The sequence below is a fragment of the Seonamhaeicola sp. ABD4_340 genome (genome assembly GCF_056312135.1).
On the sequence record NZ_CM149981.1, the window covers coordinates 2,532,652 to 2,554,291 of the forward strand.

At 32.1% G+C, this 21,640-nt stretch carries 26 protein-coding genes and 2 pseudogenes; 7 read left to right on the forward strand and 21 right to left on the reverse strand.

The features are described from left to right. Window positions 1-152: 152 nt before the first annotated feature. The 21 genes and pseudogenes from ACYX4H_RS10825 to ACYX4H_RS10925 all read right to left on the reverse strand — a co-directional run. Window positions 153-1,004: pseudogene (locus ACYX4H_RS10825) on the reverse strand (IS3 family transposase); the annotation flags it as partial. Next, window positions 947-1,405 (reverse strand): transposase, encoded by a 459-nt coding sequence (locus ACYX4H_RS10830; protein WP_476236281.1) that lies wholly within the window; start codon window positions 1,403-1,405, stop codon window positions 947-949. The pseudogene ACYX4H_RS10825 and the gene ACYX4H_RS10830, both read right to left, overlap by 58 nt. 199 nt (window positions 1,406-1,604) lie before the next feature. Beyond that, the gene (locus ACYX4H_RS10835) at window positions 1,605-2,201 is read right to left on the reverse strand and encodes a mobile mystery protein B (RefSeq protein ID WP_476236282.1); all 597 of its coding nucleotides are present in this window, start codon (window positions 2,199-2,201) and stop codon (window positions 1,605-1,607) included. Further along, complete coding sequence (locus ACYX4H_RS10840) at window positions 2,192-2,653, reverse strand: mobile mystery protein A (RefSeq protein ID WP_476236283.1); 462 nt, start codon at window positions 2,651-2,653, stop codon at window positions 2,192-2,194. Before ACYX4H_RS10840 ends, ACYX4H_RS10835 begins: the two co-directional genes overlap by 10 nt. A 743-nt stretch (window positions 2,654-3,396) precedes the next feature. After that, a complete protein-coding gene (locus ACYX4H_RS10845; RefSeq protein WP_476236284.1) occupies window positions 3,397-3,738 on the reverse strand; it encodes a hypothetical protein in 342 nt (113 codons plus the stop codon). 68 nt (window positions 3,739-3,806) lie between these two features. Further along, window positions 3,807-4,658: pseudogene (locus ACYX4H_RS10850) on the reverse strand (IS3 family transposase); the annotation flags it as partial. Next, complete coding sequence (locus tag ACYX4H_RS10855; RefSeq protein ID WP_476236281.1) at window positions 4,601-5,059, reverse strand: transposase; 459 nt, start codon at window positions 5,057-5,059, stop codon at window positions 4,601-4,603. The gene ACYX4H_RS10855 and the pseudogene ACYX4H_RS10850, both read right to left, overlap by 58 nt. 344 nt (window positions 5,060-5,403) lie before the next feature. Then, complete coding sequence (locus ACYX4H_RS10860; RefSeq protein WP_476236286.1) at window positions 5,404-6,111, reverse strand: aromatic aminobenezylarsenical efflux permease ArsG family transporter; 708 nt, start codon at window positions 6,109-6,111, stop codon at window positions 5,404-5,406. Then, window positions 6,112-6,582, reverse strand: coding sequence for a nitrophenyl compound nitroreductase subunit ArsF family protein (locus ACYX4H_RS10865; protein WP_476236287.1), 471 nt, complete (start codon window positions 6,580-6,582; stop codon window positions 6,112-6,114). Between the two features lie 18 nt (window positions 6,583-6,600). Next, on the reverse strand, window positions 6,601-7,575 hold the full coding sequence (locus tag ACYX4H_RS10870) for a permease (RefSeq protein WP_476236289.1): 975 nt from the start codon (window positions 7,573-7,575) through the stop codon (window positions 6,601-6,603). Further along, window positions 7,568-7,975, reverse strand: a complete 408-nt coding sequence (locus ACYX4H_RS10875; protein ID WP_476236290.1) for an OsmC family protein — start codon at window positions 7,973-7,975, stop codon at window positions 7,568-7,570. Before ACYX4H_RS10875 ends, ACYX4H_RS10870 begins: the two co-directional genes overlap by 8 nt. Window positions 7,976-7,987: 12 nt before the next feature. Further along, window positions 7,988-8,224, reverse strand: a complete 237-nt coding sequence (locus ACYX4H_RS10880) for a thioredoxin family protein (protein ID WP_476236292.1) — start codon at window positions 8,222-8,224, stop codon at window positions 7,988-7,990. Between the two features lie 50 nt (window positions 8,225-8,274). Then, window positions 8,275-8,580, reverse strand: coding sequence for an ArsR/SmtB family transcription factor (locus ACYX4H_RS10885; RefSeq protein WP_476236293.1), 306 nt, complete (start codon window positions 8,578-8,580; stop codon window positions 8,275-8,277). 353 nt (window positions 8,581-8,933) lie between these two features. After that, window positions 8,934-9,221: a type II toxin-antitoxin system RelE/ParE family toxin gene (locus ACYX4H_RS10890; RefSeq protein ID WP_475294040.1), complete on the reverse strand. Its 288-nt coding sequence runs from the start codon at window positions 9,219-9,221 to the stop codon at window positions 8,934-8,936. Next, on the reverse strand, window positions 9,214-9,453 hold the full coding sequence (locus ACYX4H_RS10895; RefSeq protein WP_036118677.1) for a ribbon-helix-helix domain-containing protein: 240 nt from the start codon (window positions 9,451-9,453) through the stop codon (window positions 9,214-9,216). Before ACYX4H_RS10895 ends, ACYX4H_RS10890 begins: the two co-directional genes overlap by 8 nt. A 202-nt stretch (window positions 9,454-9,655) precedes the next feature. Further along, window positions 9,656-10,288, reverse strand: a complete 633-nt coding sequence (locus ACYX4H_RS10900) for a hypothetical protein (protein ID WP_476236295.1) — start codon at window positions 10,286-10,288, stop codon at window positions 9,656-9,658. A gap of 784 nt (window positions 10,289-11,072) precedes the next feature. Continuing rightward, window positions 11,073-11,816, reverse strand: a complete 744-nt coding sequence (locus tag ACYX4H_RS10905) for a hypothetical protein (RefSeq protein WP_476236296.1) — start codon at window positions 11,814-11,816, stop codon at window positions 11,073-11,075. Window positions 11,817-11,932: 116 nt separating this feature from the next. Then, entirely contained in the window at window positions 11,933-12,259 is a 327-nt protein-coding gene (locus ACYX4H_RS10910) for a hypothetical protein (RefSeq protein ID WP_476236297.1), read from the reverse strand. 966 nt (window positions 12,260-13,225) lie between these two features. After that, on the reverse strand, window positions 13,226-13,825 hold the full coding sequence (locus tag ACYX4H_RS10915; protein WP_476236298.1) for a DUF6985 domain-containing protein: 600 nt from the start codon (window positions 13,823-13,825) through the stop codon (window positions 13,226-13,228). A gap of 146 nt (window positions 13,826-13,971) precedes the next feature. After that, window positions 13,972-14,592: a hypothetical protein gene (locus tag ACYX4H_RS10920; protein WP_476236299.1), complete on the reverse strand. Its 621-nt coding sequence runs from the start codon at window positions 14,590-14,592 to the stop codon at window positions 13,972-13,974. A gap of 145 nt (window positions 14,593-14,737) precedes the next feature. Then, a complete protein-coding gene (locus ACYX4H_RS10925) occupies window positions 14,738-15,250 on the reverse strand; it encodes an SMI1/KNR4 family protein (RefSeq protein ID WP_027880806.1) in 513 nt (170 codons plus the stop codon). 346 nt (window positions 15,251-15,596) lie between these two features. Here ACYX4H_RS10925 and ACYX4H_RS10930 point away from each other — a divergent pair, with 346 nt between their 5' ends. From ACYX4H_RS10930 to ACYX4H_RS10960, 7 genes are all read left to right on the forward strand, one after another. Beyond that, window positions 15,597-16,058, forward strand: coding sequence for a helix-turn-helix domain-containing protein (locus ACYX4H_RS10930; RefSeq protein WP_244906390.1), 462 nt, complete (start codon window positions 15,597-15,599; stop codon window positions 16,056-16,058). Between the two features lie 7 nt (window positions 16,059-16,065). Then, window positions 16,066-17,160: a site-specific integrase gene (locus ACYX4H_RS10935; RefSeq protein ID WP_105473073.1), complete on the forward strand. Its 1,095-nt coding sequence runs from the start codon at window positions 16,066-16,068 to the stop codon at window positions 17,158-17,160. Further along, window positions 17,160-18,107 (forward strand): DUF6617 family protein, encoded by a 948-nt coding sequence (locus ACYX4H_RS10940; protein ID WP_476236300.1) that lies wholly within the window; start codon window positions 17,160-17,162, stop codon window positions 18,105-18,107. Before ACYX4H_RS10935 ends, ACYX4H_RS10940 begins: the two co-directional genes overlap by 1 nt. Window positions 18,108-18,267: 160 nt before the next feature. Then, window positions 18,268-18,567: a helix-turn-helix domain-containing protein gene (locus ACYX4H_RS10945; protein WP_036122936.1), complete on the forward strand. Its 300-nt coding sequence runs from the start codon at window positions 18,268-18,270 to the stop codon at window positions 18,565-18,567. Further along, window positions 18,564-18,860 carry a helix-turn-helix domain-containing protein gene (locus ACYX4H_RS10950; protein WP_027879784.1) on the forward strand — a complete coding sequence of 99 codons (297 nt, stop codon included), beginning with the start codon at window positions 18,564-18,566 and terminating at the stop codon, window positions 18,858-18,860. The genes ACYX4H_RS10945 and ACYX4H_RS10950 overlap by 4 nt, the downstream gene beginning before the upstream one ends. Then, a complete protein-coding gene (locus ACYX4H_RS10955) occupies window positions 18,847-19,755 on the forward strand; it encodes a BT4734/BF3469 family protein (RefSeq protein ID WP_476236301.1) in 909 nt (302 codons plus the stop codon). The genes ACYX4H_RS10950 and ACYX4H_RS10955 overlap by 14 nt, the downstream gene beginning before the upstream one ends. Next, window positions 19,752-21,503: a DUF3987 domain-containing protein gene (locus ACYX4H_RS10960; RefSeq protein ID WP_476236302.1), complete on the forward strand. Its 1,752-nt coding sequence runs from the start codon at window positions 19,752-19,754 to the stop codon at window positions 21,501-21,503. The genes ACYX4H_RS10955 and ACYX4H_RS10960 overlap by 4 nt, the downstream gene beginning before the upstream one ends. Window positions 21,504-21,640: the final 137 nt, after the last annotated feature.

Here is a 21,640-nt window from a genome sequence, read left to right on the forward strand (position 1 = left end):
TTATAACAAAGATAGCTTTTTATCTATAAACTTTATTTTGAATTAATTTGATAATAATATTTTTGAGTTTGGACTTAAATTTTGATGATTTTCACTGTCCTTGTATTATACTGAAATAGGTTGACTTTTTTTTGATAGCTATATTTTAATATTTAGATGTGGAGTTGGTGTAAATTTACATTATTTTTTCGATAAGATCTGTATTCGATGTTCGGATTAAGATGAACTTCTGCAGGTTTTCTTAAGTTAAGGCTAAAATGTGCTCTAAGGTTATTATAGATATATACTGCTTGTTGTGTTAATTTCTGAGCTAATTCAGTGTTTTTAATAGTTTGTTTTAAACCGTATTCGTGTTTTAGTGTTCTGTTAATACGTTCAGCAACTGCATTTTCGTAAGGATCATATTGTTCTGTCATACTCATTGTAATATTATTATCTTCTGCAAACTGCGTGTATTTAGGATTGCAGTACTGGAAGCCTCTATCAGAATGATGAATGATTTTAAGATGAGGATATTTTCTGTTTTTAATGGCCATATCGAGCGCTTTTGTGCAAAGAGATGTTCTCATATGGTTATCGAGATTATATCCCATAATTTGCTTAGAATAGGCATCTGTAACTAAAGCAAGATAGTTGTGTCCATTTTCAGTTTTAATGTAGGTAATATCACTTACCCATAGTTGTTCTGGTCGGGTAGGGACGTGGTCTTTTACAAGGTTCTTATATTTTTTGTACATATGGTTTGAGTTAGTCGTTGTGATGTAATTTTTAGTTTTAGGAACGAGAAGATTATTTATTCTAAGGAATCTATAGAATTTATCTCTACCGATCTTAATATCAGCGTTTATGAAATCCTGTTTTAGTTCCGTATAGAGTTTGATTCCCCCCGTTTTAGATCCTACTTTTTTACGGTAGTCCTTGACCATTTTAATAAGCTTTTGCTGGTCTATTTCTTGTTTTTGTTGAGCTTTGATTCTTTTGTAGAAGGCTTGTTTAGATATCCCAAAACATCCATAGAGCCATTTTCTTTTATACGGTTTTTCTTTTTTAACTCTATCTCTTTTGCTAATGTTTTGGGTAATGACTTTTTTGACATATCGACACCTGTAATCAGTTCCATATCAGCGATTATGTCTTGTTGAAAGTCTTTTTGAAACTCCAGTTCTTCGATCTTTTCCTTTAACTTTTTAATTTCATCGTTTTTACTCATACCATTATTTTGTTGCACTAAGGTACTGTATTTTCTTAACCAATAGGAAATAGTTGTTCTTGGGACATCATATTTTTTAGAAGCCTGGTTGTTGGAGATATGTCCTGTAAGAATTTGGTCAACGACTAAAAGTTTAGTCTCTAAAGTTACTTTTTGGTAGCTTTTTTTTCGCCAGTGTTCATTTTGTGTTTTCATAAGTGACTATAATTAATGGTTTAAATTTTAGTCAACCTATTTCAGGAAAGTTCACCTCCAGCATTAAAGCCAACGGTCTTGTGTATGATTTCGTTGCGTATTTCAGCTACTAATTTAGCAAATACATACCGAATAGAAAATCCGTGAGGATTTTCGTAAGTAAGCCTGAACTAACAATGAATTATACACGGTGTTGGCTTTAGTTTTTTGCAAATTCAATTAGTGGTTTAACATTTCCATTGTCAGCTTCTTTCAATGCATTAATATACTCTTTTCTAGTTTCGTTAGCTTTTACCATATTAGACTGATGCCACGAAAATATTTCTTTTCCAAATATTGATTCCATAATTATGTCCGCCATCATTCTTGAATGTCGTCCATTTCCATTTGGGAAACAATGAATAGATACTATTCGATGTTTGAATCTAATTGCTATTTCTTCTGGTGAAAAGGTTTTGTTTTCTATCCAATATTTAGTATCGTCCAGTAAGTTTTTTAATTCAAGCCCAATTTTTGTCCATGGAATTCCGATGTTTTTTTCAGTTCTTCTAAATTCACCAGCCCATTTCCATACATCACCATACATTTTTTTATGTAAGTCTTTAACAAACTTTTCTGTCAAAATATTTTCAGGTTTCAAATTTGTGTGAATAGTCCATTCGACAGCTTTTTCAATGTTAAGTTGCTCAAATTCATCTAACTCTCCTTGAGTCGTAATCGATTTTATTTTAAGACCATCCTTTTCTTCTTCCTCTAAAGGTGTTTGTCCATCTTTGTAAACGAATTCTAATCCCATAATGATTTTCTCATTTCTCGTTTTATTTCATTAGCAAGTTCCTTTATAGTTTTGGCTATCTTGTCATCTCCAATTCCTTGGTCCTCTAATTTCATATTTTGATTGGTCCGTAATACTATTTTTTGGGCCAGTTTATCTGCTTTTTTCTGTATTAAATCGTCTATGGTCTCATTTTTTGGGACCAGTGCATATACCAATTTTAAATCCAGAGCCTTGGCGACATCTTTTAAGGAATTGAGTGTTATCGTGCCATTAGCCTCACTTTCCTCAATTCTTTTTACGCCTTGTCTCGTAATATTTAGTTTGGCACCAAGTTGGGCCATGGTCATATTAAGTGCAGTTCGAATAGTATTTATCCATCCACGTTCTGGGACCAGGACCTTTCTGCTTTCAGAGAACGGTTGTAGCTTTTGGTCCAATTGTTCGATTAAAAGTTTTCGCTTATTTCTCATTTTTTGTAAATATTTAAGTTTACAAAACATAAATAATGTAAACATTTATATTTACAAATATATGAAAAAGTCAATTTATAAGTTTACAAAATATAAAAAAAGTAAACTCAAATGTTTACTTATGGTTGTTCTTTAAATTAAAGCCAACGGTTAACGGCTAGAAATTCGTTGCGGAAAAATCCGCAGGATTATTCCGCCGTAGAACGAATTTAGTAAAAAGAAATGAATTTTCGGAAGAAAATTCAGTCGCAATGATTTTTAGCCAATGTTGTTTTTAGTAGCGGCCCACAAGAGTAAGCAGAGGCAGTTTGCGTGTCTGTTATTTTATCCGCAGCGTTTATTTAGTCGGCAATTTATTGGTCGGCTACATTTTTTATCCAAAGTGTTAATTTTTAGCTTTCAGATTTAATTTTTTTTTAAATCCGTAACAGTAGTTTTTCGCGCAAAGTTTTAAGTTTTAAAGAATCCGAGTGAATATCGATTGTAGTTTTTTTTCAGCGTTTTGCTGAAAGTCGGTCGCAGTTGAGTGATCAAGTTTTAACCGGCATTTTGTAAATCGGATTTTTTTAAAGAGTTCGAGTGAGCGTCGGCCGCTATTGAAAGCAACGTTTGTGTATAAATTTCAGTCTAAATCGGAAAATCGGTTACGATTTTCCGATTTAGACTGAAAGATAGAAAATTGCAATGAATTTCCGCAGGAAATTCATTGCAATTGAATTTATACTATGTTGGCTATAGTATTTTTAATTTTCAGACAATTCTTTTTCATCAGTATCTTCAGGTGAGAATCGAGCAATCAACATTGGTGTCAAAATACAAACAATTCCGATTATTGATTTCGGTCCAAAATCACCAATAAAATTCATTGCAATTAAATAAATTCCGCAAACTAGAAAAATTATGTTATTCAGTTTTTTATCCCAAGCAAAACCTCCAACCAAGTATGCAATTCCGATTAGAGTAAACATTCCAGCATTCAGAATCTGATTTGTTTCGTCACTATAATCTAGAAACCAATTCGATATTTTTCCGATTAAAACAATTCCGATTAGTATTAGAAATATTTTATGCAATATGTCTTTCATTTCGATTACGTTTTATATGTATTATACTGAAATAGGTTGACTTTTTTTTGATAGCTATATTTTAATATTTAGATGTGGAGTTGGTGTAAATTTACATTATTTTTTCGATAAGATCTGTATTCGATGTTCGGATTAAGATGAACTTCTGCAGGTTTTCTTAAGTTAAGGCTAAAATGTGCTCTAAGGTTATTATAGATATATACTGCTTGTTGTGTTAATTTCTGAGCTAATTCAGTGTTTTTAATAGTTTGTTTTAAACCGTATTCGTGTTTTAGTGTTCTGTTAATACGTTCAGCAACTGCATTTTCGTAAGGATCATATTGTTCTGTCATACTCATTGTAATATTATTATCTTCTGCAAACTGCGTGTATTTAGGATTGCAGTACTGGAAGCCTCTATCAGAATGATGAATGATTTTAAGATGAGGATATTTTCTGTTTTTAATGGCCATATCGAGCGCTTTTGTGCAAAGAGATGTTCTCATATGGTTATCGAGATTATATCCCATAATTTGCTTAGAATAGGCATCTGTAACTAAAGCAAGATAGTTGTGTCCATTTTCAGTTTTAATGTAGGTAATATCACTTACCCATAGTTGTTCTGGTCGGGTAGGGACGTGGTCTTTTACAAGGTTCTTATATTTTTTGTACATATGGTTTGAGTTAGTCGTTGTGATGTAATTTTTAGTTTTAGGAACGAGAAGATTATTTATTCTAAGGAATCTATAGAATTTATCTCTACCGATCTTAATATCAGCGTTTATGAAATCCTGTTTTAGTTCCGTATAGAGTTTGATTCCCCCCGTTTTAGATCCTACTTTTTTACGGTAGTCCTTGACCATTTTAATAAGCTTTTGCTGGTCTATTTCTTGTTTTTGTTGAGCTTTGATTCTTTTGTAGAAGGCTTGTTTAGATATCCCAAAACATCCATAGAGCCATTTTCTTTTATACGGTTTTTCTTTTTTAACTCTATCTCTTTTGCTAATGTTTTGGGTAATGACTTTTTTGACATATCGACACCTGTAATCAGTTCCATATCAGCGATTATGTCTTGTTGAAAGTCTTTTTGAAACTCCAGTTCTTCGATCTTTTCCTTTAACTTTTTAATTTCATCGTTTTTACTCATACCATTATTTTGTTGCACTAAGGTACTGTATTTTCTTAACCAATAGGAAATAGTTGTTCTTGGGACATCATATTTTTTAGAAGCCTGGTTGTTGGAGATATGTCCTGTAAGAATTTGGTCAACGACTAAAAGTTTAGTCTCTAAAGTTACTTTTTGGTAGCTTTTTTTTCGCCAGTGTTCATTTTGTGTTTTCATAAGTGACTATAATTAATGGTTTAAATTTTAGTCAACCTATTTCAGGAAAGTTCATTTTTGTAAATGAGGTACAACGGTTTTGTATAAGCGTCAGTAGCGGTTTTATAGAACCAATTTTTCGGCTTATAACCGACTTTAAATTTATGAATTTTATTTCGTTTTGCACTTAAACCGCTATTGCGCTTATACGTTGTTGTAAGTAGTGCTTTTTCCGTTCAGCTTGGTTTTCCGTTGTTTGTTATTTAGTTCAAATGTGAGCGTTGGCAAGACATAATCTTTTGTAATTTTTGGTGTAGCGTTGGCTGATGCGAATTGCAAATGTGTATGGCTTTTAGCGTTGGCTATTACAATATTCCCGTGAAAATTGAAATATAATACAATCCAGTCAAAATGAAAACAATTCCTGCAACCACACGCATCACTTTTTCAATTTTCGTAATTCTGTTGTAAAATACACCGACTTTTCCTGCTGTAAAAGCTAATAAATAGGTAAAAAGAATGACAGGTAATCCTGTTCCAAATGCGAATACAATAGGTAAATAAAGTCCGTCTGCTGATGAAATGGTCATAGGAATTAGCATTCCAAAAAATAAGGCTCCACTATAAGGGCAAAATGCCAAAGAAAAAACAACACCTATTAAAAAAGAGCCTAAAAGTCCTTTATCCTTAAATTTTTCAGATAGTTTTTCTTGAAAATTCGATTTTCCTAAATAATTGAGTTTGATAATATTTAGCATTATCAACCCAATGATTATTAATAAAGGACCTAAATATTTCTCTCCGTTCTGATTGAAAAATCGAGCGATATGGAATTTACTTGCTCCAAAATATAATAGCAAGCCAATTGCGGTATAACTAAATCCTCTACCCAATGAGTAAAGCAAACCGCTTAAAAACACGTTCAGTTTGCTCGAAATATTTTTAGAAATAAATGCTGTTGCAGTTATGTTGGTCGCCAAAGGGCACGGACTAATGGCCGTCATTAGTCCGAGTACAAATGCCGATAAAATAGGAATATTGTAATTCTCTAAAAGTGATTGCAAAAAATCCATTTAGAGTGTTTTTAATTCTGCGTCTATTTTTGCTTTTAGTCCTTTAGAAAACGCATCTTTGTCGTTTCCTTCCATAAAGGCAAATTCGGTTAAATCTATTTTGTTTTCACTACCTTTATGTATCACATTTAAGAACAAGGAAGTTCCTGCTGCTTCAAATTTCTCGGCTATTTTTTTGTTTTCTTCTTTATCTACATTAAGAACTTTAAAAACAATTTTTCCGTCCTTTAATTCTTCAGAAAAATAGGTGTCTAAAGTATATTTTGTATTGGCTTCAATTGCATTACAAGTCATACATCTATGTGTAGAGTGGAAATCAAGAACTTCAATTTTTGAAATTGACTCATCTAAAGATGTTATTTTGTTCTTATCTTGACCGTTACAAGATGCAAGTATTAGACCAATTGCTAAAACTGTTAAAAATTTGATTGTTTTCATTTGATTTTTGTATTTGTGAATATTTGAATTCATTTTTAATTCAGTTATAGTTTATAATATAATATTGAATAGAAATCCTGAAATAATGATGGCGATTGTAACCACACCAAAAAAGATTGCAATTAACTTTATGGACATCACTTTTTTTAGCAATGTTGCTTCAGGAATTGATAATCCTACTGTTGCCATCATAAAGGCAATTGCAGTTCCAAGTGGTACGCCTTTGGCAACAAAAACCTCGATAACAGGAACAATTCCTGCTGCATTGGCATACATTGGAACAGCAAGTAATACTGCAAGTGGAACTGTCCACCATTCGCCACCTCCTAAATATTGATTGAAAAAGTTTTCTGGTACATATCCGTGCATTGCAGCACCAATTGCAATACCTACAAATACATAAATAAGCACTCCCTTTACAATATCCCAAGCTCCTCTTGTAATTTCGGGCACTCGTTGATAAAAAGTTCGCTTTTGTTCTTCATATTCCGCCTGTTGCATTTTATTTTCTAGAACCTTTTTTACCCAATCTGAAAGTAATGGTTCGAGATTGAATTTACCAAGTAGCCAACCACCAATTGTCCCTAATAAAATGCCAGAGCCTGCATAAATAAGTGTTGTTTTTAAACCAAACATACCAATAAACATAGCTATAGCAACTTCATTAACCAAAGGCGAAGTAATTAAAAAAGAGAACGTTACGCCTAGTGGAATTCCTCCTTGTACAAAGCCAATAAATAGAGGAACAGAAGAGCAAGAACAAAAAGGTGTGATTGCACCAAAAACGGAAGAAAAAAAGTATTCTAAACCGTACATTTTTTTTCGGTTCAGATAATTTTTAAGACGTTCAATGGGAAAGTATGCGTTTACAATTCCCATAAAAAATACAATTACAAATAAGAGAATTAAAATTTTGAGCGTATCATATACAAAGAAATTTAGCGCAGTACCTAAATGAGTTCCTGCTCCAACATTAAAAACAGAATATATAAGCCAATCGGCAAAATTTTGTAACCAATCAAACATTTGTAATCGTATTAATAGAACCAGAAATAGTGCAGGATAGTTTCACAGTATTGTAGATAGTGCCAAATTTTTCAATGTTCTTTTTTAGCAAATCTGTATTCAATTTTTTATCGTTGCTGTAAATTGTCAAATTGTAAATGATATTTTCCATTCTTGGTGGATTTTCAAGACGTGTCGCATTAACTTCAATAGTGGCTTTTGAATAGTTGAATTTCATCATACCAGAAAATCGTTCTACATTTTTCAGAACGCAAGAAGCAAAAGAGCCCAGAAATAATTCGGCAGGATTTGGTAAGGTTTCAGCAGTTTTTGAAGTTGTGCCGAAGTCTATATTCGATTGCTTAATATGAACAACTGCATCTTGATTTGAAATGGATGAAGCCTTGATATGATAATTCATAGTTGGGTTGAATTAGTTTAAAAGAGCCAAAACTTCATCTTTTGAAGGCACTCTACCTTTTATTGTAATCACGTCATCTATTACCAAAGCTGGTGTTGTCATTACGTTGAATTTCATAATTTCCATAATGTCTTCAACTTTTTCAATTGTTGCATCAATGTTGTTTGCTGAAACAACATCTTTAACTACACCAGTCATTGATTGGCATTTTGGACACCCTGTCCCTAAAATTTTAATTACTTTAGTCATAATATTTATATTTGTTTATCGCCAATAGACGATAGGATTGATAAAAAATATCAATCAAAAAATTGTTGAAACAACGTTTTTGCAATGTTCCAATTTTCTTGATTGATACAGTACTTTATTTTTGGCGGTTTAAGTTCTCCTTGAATTAAACCTGCGTTTTTTAATTCTTTTAAATGTTGTGAAACTGTTGATTGAGAAATAGGCAATACTTCAACCAAATCTCCAGTAAAACAACAGGATTGGTTTTCAAGATATTTTAAAATAGCAATACGAGTAGGATGTGCTAATGCTTTGGCAAATTTCGCTAGTGTTTCAGTATCTTCTTTATATTCTATGTGTTCTAAACTTCTTTTCATATTTCTTATCGCAAATGTACGATAGGTTTTTGAATTTTAATGTGACTTTTATCACATTTGTCTGTTTTTTTCGAGCATTGGCTAGAAACAGCTCTTTTATTTTTTTTGGAGTTGGCTTTTATGGGTGGAAAAAATAAATGTGCTGTTTGTGCGGTGGGTTTTTTAGTTCAAATATTGATGTTTAGCACTATTTTTCGCATTACTTACAACGGTTTCGTATAACCGTCAGTTACGGATAAATATACGAAGTTTTTCGGTTTAGAACTGACGTTAGCAATTCCGAGTGGATTCGGACGTAGTCGAATCCGCCGTAATTGCGGTTATACATTGTTGGCTACAGTTTTTTAATTCCATTATAATTTTTCATTCAAATCTTGTCTTCCAATTATTGTCATTATTTCAACAATATTTTCATTGACTTTATAGTAAATACTATCAACTCCACAAACGCAACGTCTGTATCCTTTTTTTATATAGTCAACAGATTCAAAGGAAAAAGGGCGTTCAGCAATAATATCAAAATATTCGAAAAAAGACTCAAAATATTTGTCCGCTTGTTTCATTCCGAATTTTTTAACTCCGTAATGGTGAATCCGAATCAAGTCATTTTTCGCTTCATTTGTCAGTTTGTATTTAGCCATTTAGCAAAGACTTTGATTGAGCTAGAATACTTTCTTTACTGTCATTGGTAAATCCACTGTTTTCAGCTTTTTCAATTTTAGCTCGAATCCAGTCAATTTGAACTTGCTGTTTTCTTGCTTGTCTAATCAAATCGTTAACTAATTCGCTTTTGCTAGAATATTCTTTATTGTCCACTTGGGCTTTTAACCATTCATCGTTTGGTTTTGTAAAAGATATACTTTGTCTTGACATTATTTAATTATTTGATGTAAATATACACCAAAAACGAATCATTTCCAAATTGGAGCCAACGGTTTCGTATAACCCGTCAGTTATCGGGCTAAATTAGCCAAAAGTTTTTAGTTATTTATTAGCTTAAGCAATTTAGAGTGGATTCGGACGTAGTCGAATCCGCCGTAATTGCGGTTATACATTGTTGCCAGTAGTTTTTTATTCATAAGTGACTTAAATTCAATTCCATTTTATTATTTAAAGTGTCTACTTTGAAATAAAACGGTTCAGCTCTATTTATTTCGTTGTAATTATGCTCAAAATCGAATCCATTGTCATATTTTTTCCACGAACCTTTATCCGATTCCAATTCCGTTCTTTTAAGAATTTGCTCTATAATATTCTTCTCATCAGATTGTTTGTATTCGATTGTCAGTCCGATAGAATAATCAGAGTCAAAAGCTCCTTCTGTGTGTTCAATGAGATTTTCTAAAACCACAAAATCCTTAGGGATAATCAAATCTGTTTTTTCTTTAATCAAGGGTTCAATTCTATCTAAAGCTAATTCTCCGTCTGGTTTATTCATCATTCCAGCAAATAGGTAAACCATAAATCCGAAAAACAAAATTGGTATTGCTAAAATTGACAACTGTAAAAATCCAATTGCTATTTTACCTTTAAAAAATTGCCAAATTGTTGAAATCAGTAATACAATTCCAAAAAATAAAACAGCATAAAATCCAAAGTCAGTACTTGGAAGAATTGCTCCGCTGATGAAAAGAATGATAGAAATTCCGAAAAGCAATATTGGAATCCACCATTTGATAACTAAATATTTCTTTAAAATTTCGGTCATTTCAAATTACTGGCAACGGTCTCGTATAACCGTCAGTTACGGGATTAAAGGTAATGTTTTTCGGTTAAGCACTGACTTTAGCAATTCCGAGTGGATTCGGACGTAGTCGAATCCGCCGTAATTGCGGTTATACATTGTTGGCAACCGTTATTATTTTATTTTTTAGATGTCATATTATTCAGTCGTTACAAAATTCGGTTTGTCGTTTAGTCCTATTAGTTTTAATGTCAGTCATATTTATTCAACAATTTAAACTCCGATTTACATTTAAATTATATGTTTTTTCAGCTTGATAGCGTGTAAAGTGTTATAAAATATAAGGCTGGTATAAAGCCAATAATTATCAATACTATATTTTTACTAATGTCATTTCTTGTTTTTAACCAAACTATTAAAGGATACAAAAATGATAATCCAAAGGCTAAATAAACTAATCCTTTAGAAAGCAAGATTCCATATTCATAAATATAATTTTGTTCCGAAAACCTGAAAGAGTTGAGTAATCCTAATCCTCTTATCATAAGATTTTGAGCGAGAAAACAATAAATCGTTATTAATAAAATTTTATTTGATGTGGTTAGGTCAAAAATCTTTTTCATTTAATTTACGTTCTGTTTTAATGGTTGCCAACGGTCTCGTATAAGATTAGTTGCGTGGTTTAAGCAACTAATTTAGCAAATAAAAACCGAATAGAAAATCCGCGAGGATTTTCGTAAGTAGGCTAAAACCAAGCAATTAATTTTATACATTGTTGGCAAACGTTTTTATTGTGTGAATTTTTAATTTAATTTTCACCCCAAAGGTCTTTAATTCGCCAACCCCTTGACATCATATTAGTACCAATTTTAATGACCACATCCCTTTGTTTCTTTAAGTCATCAAATGTCTTAAAGGTGGTTGAAAGCTCCTTTTCCCTTTCGCTGATTAAATCATATGGTGATTTAAATTGGTTAATATCAAAAACTCTGTTTTCATAATATCGATGACGAAGTCTATTGTTATTTATACTTGCATAGATATCGTAATACGCTCTTTCTGCCCTTTTGATGAATAATGACTTATATTCAGAGCTACTAATATGTTCAATAAATTCTTTATAAGGTTTTTCTTTTTTTGAATTTTCAGTGGCTTTCATATCGTCGAGAATTGCAATAGTCTCTTTAGTTATAAGAAAGCACTCACAATCAACAATTTCGACATGTAAAGATTTTGCTTTGGTATCAAAGTCACACATTAACTGGTTTAAAATTCTGCCTTCTTTTATTTGGGTTGTAATACTTTTTGTCTTCACATCTTTAAGAGTGTTTTTTATTCCAAAAAAATTAACATGGGAAACTGAAAAACTGTTCTGCTTTTTATCTGTAATAATCACGTTGTAATCCTTTGAATCTGATTTTTCCGTACAATCATAATATTTCAAATCCTCATCAAAAAGTTCTACTTCATAACAAGTAGAGTTTAATTCAAACGACTTTTTTATATCGGGCCATTTTAGTGTATTTCCGTCAAATTCAAAGTTTTGGTCCAAGAACACGTATTTCTGGTATAGTTCGACTATGTCCTGCTTGCTTTGTGATAAGCCGTTTTTAAAATTTATGAGTATGATAAAAAAAGTTATGTATTTTAATTTCATCTTGGCAATCATTAATGTTTGTTATAAAATATAGGTGTAACCTCATCTACCCACATTACGCTGTTCGGGTTATTTTTAAATATAACATAAGAGCGCACCCATAATTCAGAGTCTGTATCAAAATAATCTACTCGAACTGCAATATTGTCAGCATCGCTAAATTCAAAACCCATTTCTTCGTAAGCTAATTCCACATATGATTTATCAAGTTCCATAAACCTGTCGCCAGTTCTATCTTTTAAAATTGAAAAATCTCGTAAAATTCTATATTCATAGTCAGCTATTTTAAAAAAATCGTTAGGCTCATAACCATCTATTGGGTTTATATCTTCATCCATTTTATACTTCCTTACATCTGAAATATTTTTAGTAAGCTCACCGTGATTTAAATTTAAAAAAAAATATCATTATTATTTGGTTCAGAGACACTTAGCCAAGCTTTATAAATCAATTCGTTTTGTTTTTTATTTCTGATTCAGTTAGTTCAGTTTCTTGTCCGTAGCAGGTCGCTGAAAGAAAAATTAAAGTTTGATAAAACAATATTTTAACTGCATTCATAATATTTGGTTTTAATGTTTGCCAACGGTTTAGTATATGATTTGTAGCGTTGTTTCAGCCAGTAAGTTAGCAAATAATTACATAATAGAAAAACCGCGAGGTTTTTCGTGAGTAGGCAAGAAGCAGCTATAAATTATATACATTGTTGGCTAACGTTTTTTCTTTTTACGAACTACTCCTTTGTGTATTTATAAGATCTTTGGTTTTTCGTACGTAGTTTCGTTTTTTACTTAAATGTCAAAATAATCTTCAAATTATTATTCCGTTTTTTTCCGCAAAGAGCATCAGTTTTGATTTTCGGCCTAAATTTCGTGACATCAGAATCGATTGATTTAAACAACTAGTTTCAATTTTTTTAAATTGCGAACAGTTCAGCCGTACGTTTTGCCATTCCGCTTATCATCCAAAAGTTGAGGATTGCTATAATTTTGAATTAAAGAACCGAAGTTGGGTAAGTCGAAATTCGTGCGTAAAGTTCCGCAAGAGTAAGAAATTCCAGTGTAATATTTTTCTAACGTTCAGCTTTAAATTCCAACGTATTTTTCTGAAGCAAGTAAGCACAGAATTTCGTAAAAGCCTTGAAATTGTTGGCACGCGCAAAATGTTTGCCAACGGTCTTGTATATGAAAAGTAGCGTGGTTTAATTCACTAATTTAGCAAATAAAAACTGAATAGAAAATCCGCGAGGATTTTCGTAAGTAGGCTAGAACCAAGCAATTAATTTTATACATTGTTGGCAACTGGCTTTATTTCCAGAATTTCCACCATTCCGTTTTTGTATTATTTCCATTTTCGTTAAATTGACTTAACAATTTATCTTCGTTATCAGGTTTGTCATAAGCATCAGCGTCAGTCAAATGTCCGTCAATTTGACTCACTCTCGTTATTTTTTTTCCTTGTCTGAATACTAATTGTAATCCGTGTTCCTGTTCCCAATCACATTCACAATTTATGTCAACATAAATATTTTTGTCTTGATAGGGTCTTCTCGTAATGAATATTTCGTTCGGCTGAACGTGATTCCAGATTTTGTTTTTGTCTTTTATATTCCAAAGAGGTTGGTCTGCTTCATCAAATTCAACAGCATTTAGAAAATCTATACAGTTTTTGTGAACGAGATTTGATATTAAAAATCTGTCAGATTCATTTTTTTCAATGAATAACTTTAAAGCTTCGTCAGCTTCTTGGATAAATTCAGAATCACTTTCAGGAACGAAATCCATAAAAGTAATTTTCATTTTCTTATTGTCAAAAAAGGGAATTTCAATGAGTTCACTTTCCCACCAATCCTCAAATTGGTCGTTTTGTTTTAATTCTCCTATTATTTCGCTTTTTATCGTACTCATTTTTCAGCTTGTTGCCAACGTTAGCGTATAAATTTCAGTTGCGGAAAATCGGCACGATTTTCCGATTGAAACTGAAAGATAGAAAATTGCAATGAATTTCCGTAGGAAATTCAGCCGCAATTGAATTTATACATTGTTGTACTGCGTTATTTTTTCAATTCCACTTCGTAATTCAGATTCCAACCATTGTCGGTTTCTCTCTGTATTAATTTAAATTTCTCTATTTGGCTTTCCGATTCAAATTCATAATTCCAGTTATTTTTCAGTTGAATTTTGTCTTTTAAAATCGGAAATATTCGTTTTTTAATTGAGTCAATAGCAATTTGCTCCATATTTTCTTGGTTTAAGTCAAAATACCAACTCGCTGAAACATTAAAAATTTGATTTGATTTTCTGTCCGCTGAAAAAAATGCTATTCCGTTTAATGAGGAATGATTTCCAAGTTCGATTGATAAATTGTCATCGGTAGTCAAATAGTCCGTAATTAGATATTCGTAACCTTGATAGTCCATATTTGGGTCCATCCGATACGAAAGTGTTGAATCTAATTCAGATGTTTTTTGTCCAATTCTCAAAATCGGTTTTCCATTATAAATTAAACTCAAAGGTTTATAAATTCTTATGCTATCAAATTTTTCTGCACGATAAATTGAGTCCAAAATAATTTGATTTCGGTCTGTCTTACTTTCAGCATTTTTTCTGTCATTTTGTTTGCAAGAAACGACCAAAATCAAAACTGTCAAATATATTGTTATGCTCGATTTCATAATGCAGTACAACGTTAGCGTATAAATTTCAGTTGCGGAAAATCGGTACGATTTTCCGATTGAGACTGAAAAGATAGAAAATTGCAATGAATTTCCGTAGGAAATTCAGCCGCAATTGAATTTATACATTGTTGTGGTTAGTTTTTTATTCCGTTTCAAGTTGTTCATTTATAAATTCCAATACGTCTTTGAAATAACTTTCCAAATTTTCGTGTTCTTCTTCTGCAGGATGCCAATTTGCAAACTTCCAGTATTTCCATTTCCCTGCTGTTAAGTCAGATGGAATTAATAAAAAGTATTGCTCTTCATTTATTCCACCAACAAGAATACTTTTTTCTAGTTCTTTTCCAATATTTTCAATTCCGTCAATGCTGTAGGCTTCGATTATAAAACTATCAATGTTCTTTAAATAGTCAATTTTGTTAGTTGGCTCAAAAGTCGGCTCGATATCATTTGGTGCAGAAAATCCGTTTGTTATGGATAAGAACTTTTTAAAATCGGATGGGAATTCAATTCCGAGTCTTTTTTCGGTCAATTTTATTTCACTTTCCGAAGCTGGTTTACTTCCTAACCATTTATTTTCAGTCTGCTCTTGAGTAAACTCAAAATTAGCTAAATCAATCGCTTTCTCTGATATTTGTTTTAGTAGACTGTTCATTTTTTCAAATTAACCACAACGGTCTCGGCTTTGAGTAGTTGCGTGGTTTAGCAGTTAACTTTGCAAGTACGCACCAAACTGAAAATCCGCGAGGATTTTCAGAAGTAGGCGAGAACAAGCAATTACTTATAGCCATTGTTAGCCACTGGCTTTTTTTATTTCAGTTTCTATTATTTTTCCATCTTTCCAAGTCTCAATTTTTGTTATTTCTCCATTGGGAAGTAACTTACTTTCTTTTATTTGTTAATCCTTTGTTATTGTTGGTTTTATAGTGTTTTATCTTCTTTTATTTGTTGCTTATTTACTCTTTTTTGATTAAATTTGTTGTATATCTGTTGCCTTAAATATGGATTTGTTGCCCAAATCTGTTGGCGAAAATAAAGGCGAAATGATGCACCATAACGCACCACGCTGCACCATTACGCTACATAAAGCACCATTTATGAGCAGTAATTTATTCATTCCTAAAACTTGTAAGCATTGCGGTAATGCGTTTACAGCACGCACAACAGTTACTAAATACTGTGGTGATACTTGTGCAAAAAGGGCATATAAGGCACGTAAGCGTAAAGAAAAAATCCAAGCTACTCTTACTGAAGATATGCAACAGCAAAAACAAGTTGTTGAAGTTCACAATCCTAATGCTGTAAATAACAAAGATTTTTTAAGCGTTACAGAAGCCTCACAACTTATTGGTGTGAGTAGATGGACCATTCAAAGAATGATTCAACAAGGACGTTTAAAAGCAGTTCCTTTTGGTAGAAAGCGTATTGTGGCCAGATGGCAAATAGAAAACCTCTTTAATTAATTCCATTATGAAAGTAACATTAAGACAACGCAAGAAGAACGACAAAATAAGCCTGTATTTAGATTACTATCATAAAGGTAAACGTAAAACCGAATACTTACGCTTATACCTTACACCAAATCCTAAAACCAAAACGGAAAGAGAGGTAAATAGGAAAACGAAGCAACTTGCAGAAACTATTTGTGCACAACGACAGATTGAAATTCAAAACGGTATTTATGGCTTTCAAGATATTGAAAAGCTAAAAGGCAGTTTTATTACTTATATCACAGCTTTAGCAGAAAAGAAAAATACAAGCTCTGGCAACTATGGAAATTGGAATAGTATGCTAAAACATTTAAAAAAGTTTTGTCCAACTGATGTTAGTTTTCAAGATATAGACAAATCATTTGTTGAGCGTTTCAAAGAGTATTTAGATAAAGATGCAATAGGTAGAGCAGGTAAGCAATTGTCTCAAAATTCAAAATATTCATATTTCGGGAAATTTTCAGCAGCATTAAAACAGGCTGTAAAGGATGGTATATTAAAAGTAAATCCTGCAAATGGTGTTGAATACTTTAAACAAGGCGAACCTCAACGAGAATTTTTAACGCTTGATGAATTACAAAAGGCAGTTAATACAGAATGTGAACTACCTATTTTAAAAAATGCTTTTATTTTTTCAGCTTTAACCGGATTACGTTGGTCAGATATTGAAAAACTAATATGGTCAGAAATCCAGCACTCTAAAGAAATGGGATATTATATCAGATTTAGACAAAAGAAAACTAAAGGTGTAGAAACCTTACCAATATCAGACCAAGCAAGAAATCTATTAGGAGAAAAAGGTAATCCAGATGATAAAGTGTTTGATGGCTTACATTATAGTGCCTGGTCTAACTTAAAGCTACAACAATGGATGATGAAAGCAGGTATTACTAAAAATATAACCTTCCATTGTGCGCGTCATACCTACGCTACCTTACAATTAACTTTGGGTACAGACATATATACAGTATCAAAATTATTAGGTCATAAAGAATTACGCACTACACAGATATATGCTAAAGTAATTGACGATAAAAAGAAAGAAGCTGCTAACCGTATTCAACTGGATTTATAATGAAAGGAAGTGTATTTTCAAATTTGGTATCAATTACCAATGGTTTACATAGAGAAAATAGACAGGAAAAGGATTTTAAATTCCTATTGTCTGATTTTAAATTAAATCCAAAAGCCAATAACGCAGTTTTTAAAGTAAACTTTAAAAAGCCTTTAAATGCGAAAAAAGAATACTACCAAAAGGTAATATTTAATGAAACAGAAAATACAGTAGCATCTTTTGTAAAGGAATTTCCTAAAAATGCAACTACACCAGAAAATAAATATAGCTTTACTATTCTTCTTAATAAATTTGATAAGTACTTAAATGACATTGCAACTTATATCAATAAAAGAGGAATAACAGCAGATTTAAATAATGATGACAATCATATCATAAACTACTTAAAAGTGTCTGCTATAAGATTGTATGCTGAACTACAAGAGCAATACGGTCAGTTTTCCGTAAACACAAAATTCTCAATTTCGGAAATTGCAGAAAAATACTTTAATGATGAAACTTTTGATGTTAGTTTAATAGAAAAGAACACTACTAAAAAAGTTGCTACCAAAAAAACATCAAAAACGAAAGCAAAACCAAAGACTTCTTTCGGATATAAAAGTAATGACACTTCAACTTTGCTAACTGTGCTCAAACTGGTAAATCTAAAAATAGATTTGTTAGATAACCGTACAACTGTAGAACAGTTGCACGAACTCTTATTAGCAAAAGATTTCACAAATACAGAATCGCAAATTTATCTTCAATGCGAGACGACACAGTTTAGTTACCTTGTAACAAAACTTAAACCATTTTTTATTTATTTCAATCCTACGGCAATAGAACGTTCTGGAAAATTTGTTACCAAAACAGGTACGCTATTAAAGGCTAATAATCTTCACAAAAACAAAGTTCATAACCCAAAAGAAAAGGAAGAAATAGATAAAATTATCCAACAACTGCAATAAAAAACAGTAAGAATAGTAAGAAACCTTACTGTTGTCTTACCCTTGTTTTACACTCTTACTAAAATCGAGAAGCCAATTTTGAACCTTTGTCCTGTTCTTGAAAACCAAGAATGACATTTGGCCAGATGTCCATTTACTATAAACTAAAATTTTATTAGTTATGGACGAAATATTAGAACGTCTCAAAATTATTGAACAGCACGTTTTAGACAGAAACATTATTGTAAAAAACGTATTGAGCTTCAACGAAGCGTGTAAGTTTTTGGAATTATCACAATCCCATTTATACAAACTTACAAGTACAGGAACCATTCCACATTATAAACCGAATGGAAAGAAAATTTATTTTAACAGAGTCGAATTAGAAGAATGGTTATTAAGTAACCGTGTTGATTCACAAGATGAAATCGAACAGCAAGCTGCCGATTACCTAATTAAGAAAGGAGCGGTGAAGTTATGACTGAAATAATCGATTTAATCTTGGCACTCTCGCAAGATATCAAGGACTTAAAAGCACGTATCGAATTGTTGCGACAATCGAGAGCAGAAGTATTAAAGGATACGTGGATAGACAATCAAGATGTATTGCAGACTTTACATATTAGTAAGCGTACGTTGCAAACTTTAAGAACCAATGGCACTTTGCCTTACAGCAAAGTAAAAGGTAAATTTTATTATAGAGTTGCTGACATAGAGCAATTGCTTCAAGATAACTACTACAACCATAATTTCAAGCAAGATGGAAATAAGTAGAGAAGCAATTTTAGACAAAACACATTATGGCTTAAAGATTTATGCCTATGTGTTAAGACAGTATTATCCTGATACAACAGTCCTTTCCGTAAAAGGAAGGGACTGCGGGATAACTCGTAACCCATTTAATGGTGGAAAAGAAACTTTACGGATTCATATTGATGGAGTGATTGCAACCCATAGAGATACCGAACTAAAAACCTTTAACGGTGATGTATTTGAATTTGCCAAATATCATTTTAAAACTATTGATGAAGCTGATTTATTGCAGAAAATAAATGAAGCAGTACATCTGAATTTAGAAATCAAAGAAAATGACGAGTTAGAATGGTTAAACGAACCAGACGATACCTGGTATGCTTACTGTAGCTTTTTCAAAGCACCTGTTCGTAATGTATTTCCTGCGGAAACATTGCGACTGCATCAAATATTTGCATTAATCACAAGTGATAAATACAAAAGCATTACTGAAGAATTAAGAGCAATTACCAATGTAAAAGAAGCACGTAAATTCAAAGCAAATCGCTTTGATTACGTAACACTTTCAGGAACATTTGAAAAACGAAGTGATAACAATTTGCTAAAGCATTCTAATCTATTAACGATTGATTTTGACCATTTAGAGAATTTACAAGAGTTAAGAACGCAACTCTTAAATGATGAATATTTTGAAACCGAAATGCTCTTTATTTCACCATCTGGTGATGGTTTAAAATGGATTATTAGAATAGATGTTTCAGAAGTATCACATTCAAAATATTTCACAGCAGTAGCAAATTACATTAAACACAATTATAACATTGAGGTTGACCAGTCAGGTAAAGACGTTTCCAGAGCGTGTTTTTTACCATATGACCCAACAGCCTTTCTACATAAAAGACATCAAGCATTATGACAAAAATATTTAACCCAAAAGATTGGTTAGAAGTTCCTAAAGAGCAACCTCAACCAAAAAGCAACACGGCAACAACTAATGTTGTTGCTGTTGCTGATAACGACATTGAATCCTACATTTCAGCAATCGAGCAATCAGGTTTGGACATAACAGGAAACTATGCAACTTGGAGAGATTTAGGTTTTGCTTTAGCTGAAGAATATGGAGAAACAGGAAGAGATTATTTCCACCGAATAAGCAAAAACTATGCGGGCTATGATTCAAAAGAATGTGATGAACAATTCAACAAATGCTTAAATGCAAAAGGACACGGAATTACTATTGCTACCTTTTACCATAACGCACATCAATCAGGTATCAAACCGACCAAACAACAGTACAACAACGAAGTTGCAACAAACGTTGCAACTATTGTTGATACACCCAACCAAGCAATGCCAACAATACCAGAAAAGGTATATGAGAATTTGCCACAGTTTTTACAACAAGTTGTAAACCCTGCTAATGGTCAGGAAGAAAAGGACATTTTGTTATTAGGCGCATTAACAGCATTTAGTGCGTGCTTTCCTAAACTCTTTGGTATCTATGACCAACGTAAAGTGTTTTGTAATTTATATCTATTTGTTACAGCACCTGCATCTGCAGGTAAAGGAAGACTTAACCAAATTAAAAATTTGGTAGAACCTGTTCACAAGTTAAAACGAGAACAAGCCAAAGTATTAAAACAGCAATTTCAAGCAGAAACAGCTACTTATAATATGAACAAGGGTAAAGATGAAAACTTGGAAAAACCAAGTAAACCACCAGAAAGAATGCTGTTTATTCCTGCTAACAATAGTGTAACAGGCGTATATCAATTAATTTCTGATAATGATGGTAGAGGATTAATTTTTGAAACCGAAGGAGATACATTAGCACAAGCCTTTAAAAGCGATTATGGTAATTATTCCGATGGTTTTCGTAAAGCCTTTCATCACGAAACTATAAGCTATTATCGCAGAACAGATAGAGAATATGTAGATATTGAGAAACCGTGTTTGTCAACAGTATTATCAGGCACACCTAAACAAGTGGCAACCTTAATACCCAATGCCGAAAATGGTTTGTTTAGTCGTTTTATGTTTTACTATATGAATATAAAACCAACTTGGAAAAACGTGTTTCAAAATAGCAATAAAGTAGGTTTAGATGATTACTATAACCAATTAGGTAGTGAGTTTTTAGAATTGTACAAAACGCTAAAAAACAATCCAGAGATTGAAATACGATTAACCACAACTCAACAACAGCAATTCAATACCTTTTTTGAATCCTTACAGACCAAATACATCAACCTACAACCTGAAGAGTACATCGCAACAATAAGGCGATTAGGCTTAATTGCGTTTAGGATAATGATGCTATTCACAGCATTCCGAATTATGGAAGATGGTGATGTAAATGCAACTAAAGAATGTGAGGATATGGATTTTGAAAACGCACTAACCATAATTTCAATTTTAGTAAAACACAGTAGTAAAGTATTTAATGATTTACCAATTGAGCAAAAAACAACAAAACGTTCAAATAGAAAAGAACGCTTTTTAGAAAGTTTGCCAAAGCAATTTAGCAGACAAGATTATTTAGATTTAGCGACAAAACAGAGCATCCCACATAAAACAGCAGAAGGCTATATTACCAAATTTGTTGATGCAGGTTTAATACATAGAGAAGCGCACAATAACTACTCAAATCCTGCAAAGACATAGTTAAGGATTTGAAGGATTTAAGGAAATGATTAAATGGATTTCCTCAAATCCTCAACTTCCTCATTACCTGTTAATAACTGTTTATATCTTTTTACTTTCCTTTTGTTTCCTTTTCTTAAATTAGACAAATATTGACA

What these genes read in the sequence shown, in the direction of transcription:
- ACYX4H_RS10830 (WP_476236281.1), bottom strand. Translation starts at nt 1,405, where the DNA reads ATGAAAACACAAAATGAACACTGGCGAAAAAAAAGCTACCAAAAAGTA.
- ACYX4H_RS10835 (WP_476236282.1), bottom strand. Translation starts at nt 2,201, where the DNA reads ATGGGATTAGAATTCGTTTACAAAGATGGACAAACACCTTTAGAGGAA.
- ACYX4H_RS10840 (WP_476236283.1), bottom strand. Translation starts at nt 2,653, where the DNA reads ATGAGAAATAAGCGAAAACTTTTAATCGAACAATTGGACCAAAAGCTA.
- ACYX4H_RS10845 (WP_476236284.1), bottom strand. Translation starts at nt 3,738, where the DNA reads ATGAAAGACATATTGCATAAAATATTTCTAATACTAATCGGAATTGTT.
- ACYX4H_RS10855 (WP_476236281.1), bottom strand. Translation starts at nt 5,059, where the DNA reads ATGAAAACACAAAATGAACACTGGCGAAAAAAAAGCTACCAAAAAGTA.
- ACYX4H_RS10860 (WP_476236286.1), bottom strand. Translation starts at nt 6,111, where the DNA reads ATGGATTTTTTGCAATCACTTTTAGAGAATTACAATATTCCTATTTTA.
- ACYX4H_RS10865 (WP_476236287.1), bottom strand. Translation starts at nt 6,582, where the DNA reads ATGAATTCAAATATTCACAAATACAAAAATCAAATGAAAACAATCAAA.
- ACYX4H_RS10870 (WP_476236289.1), bottom strand. Translation starts at nt 7,575, where the DNA reads ATGTTTGATTGGTTACAAAATTTTGCCGATTGGCTTATATATTCTGTT.
- ACYX4H_RS10875 (WP_476236290.1), bottom strand. Translation starts at nt 7,975, where the DNA reads ATGAATTATCATATCAAGGCTTCATCCATTTCAAATCAAGATGCAGTT.
- ACYX4H_RS10880 (WP_476236292.1), bottom strand. Translation starts at nt 8,224, where the DNA reads ATGACTAAAGTAATTAAAATTTTAGGGACAGGGTGTCCAAAATGCCAA.
- ACYX4H_RS10885 (WP_476236293.1), bottom strand. Translation starts at nt 8,580, where the DNA reads ATGAAAAGAAGTTTAGAACACATAGAATATAAAGAAGATACTGAAACA.
- ACYX4H_RS10890 (WP_475294040.1), bottom strand. Translation starts at nt 9,221, where the DNA reads ATGGCTAAATACAAACTGACAAATGAAGCGAAAAATGACTTGATTCGG.
- ACYX4H_RS10895 (WP_036118677.1), bottom strand. Translation starts at nt 9,453, where the DNA reads ATGTCAAGACAAAGTATATCTTTTACAAAACCAAACGATGAATGGTTA.
- ACYX4H_RS10900 (WP_476236295.1), bottom strand. Translation starts at nt 10,288, where the DNA reads ATGACCGAAATTTTAAAGAAATATTTAGTTATCAAATGGTGGATTCCA.
- ACYX4H_RS10910 (WP_476236297.1), bottom strand. Translation starts at nt 12,259, where the DNA reads ATGGATGAAGATATAAACCCAATAGATGGTTATGAGCCTAACGATTTT.
- ACYX4H_RS10915 (WP_476236298.1), bottom strand. Translation starts at nt 13,825, where the DNA reads ATGAGTACGATAAAAAGCGAAATAATAGGAGAATTAAAACAAAACGAC.
- ACYX4H_RS10920 (WP_476236299.1), bottom strand. Translation starts at nt 14,592, where the DNA reads ATGAAATCGAGCATAACAATATATTTGACAGTTTTGATTTTGGTCGTT.
- ACYX4H_RS10925 (WP_027880806.1), bottom strand. Translation starts at nt 15,250, where the DNA reads ATGAACAGTCTACTAAAACAAATATCAGAGAAAGCGATTGATTTAGCT.
- ACYX4H_RS10930 (WP_244906390.1), top strand. Translation starts at nt 15,597, where the DNA reads ATGGATTTGTTGCCCAAATCTGTTGGCGAAAATAAAGGCGAAATGATG.
- ACYX4H_RS10935 (WP_105473073.1), top strand. Translation starts at nt 16,066, where the DNA reads ATGAAAGTAACATTAAGACAACGCAAGAAGAACGACAAAATAAGCCTG.
- ACYX4H_RS10940 (WP_476236300.1), top strand. Translation starts at nt 17,160, where the DNA reads ATGAAAGGAAGTGTATTTTCAAATTTGGTATCAATTACCAATGGTTTA.
- ACYX4H_RS10945 (WP_036122936.1), top strand. Translation starts at nt 18,268, where the DNA reads ATGGACGAAATATTAGAACGTCTCAAAATTATTGAACAGCACGTTTTA.
- ACYX4H_RS10950 (WP_027879784.1), top strand. Translation starts at nt 18,564, where the DNA reads ATGACTGAAATAATCGATTTAATCTTGGCACTCTCGCAAGATATCAAG.
- ACYX4H_RS10955 (WP_476236301.1), top strand. Translation starts at nt 18,847, where the DNA reads ATGGAAATAAGTAGAGAAGCAATTTTAGACAAAACACATTATGGCTTA.
- ACYX4H_RS10960 (WP_476236302.1), top strand. Translation starts at nt 19,752, where the DNA reads ATGACAAAAATATTTAACCCAAAAGATTGGTTAGAAGTTCCTAAAGAG.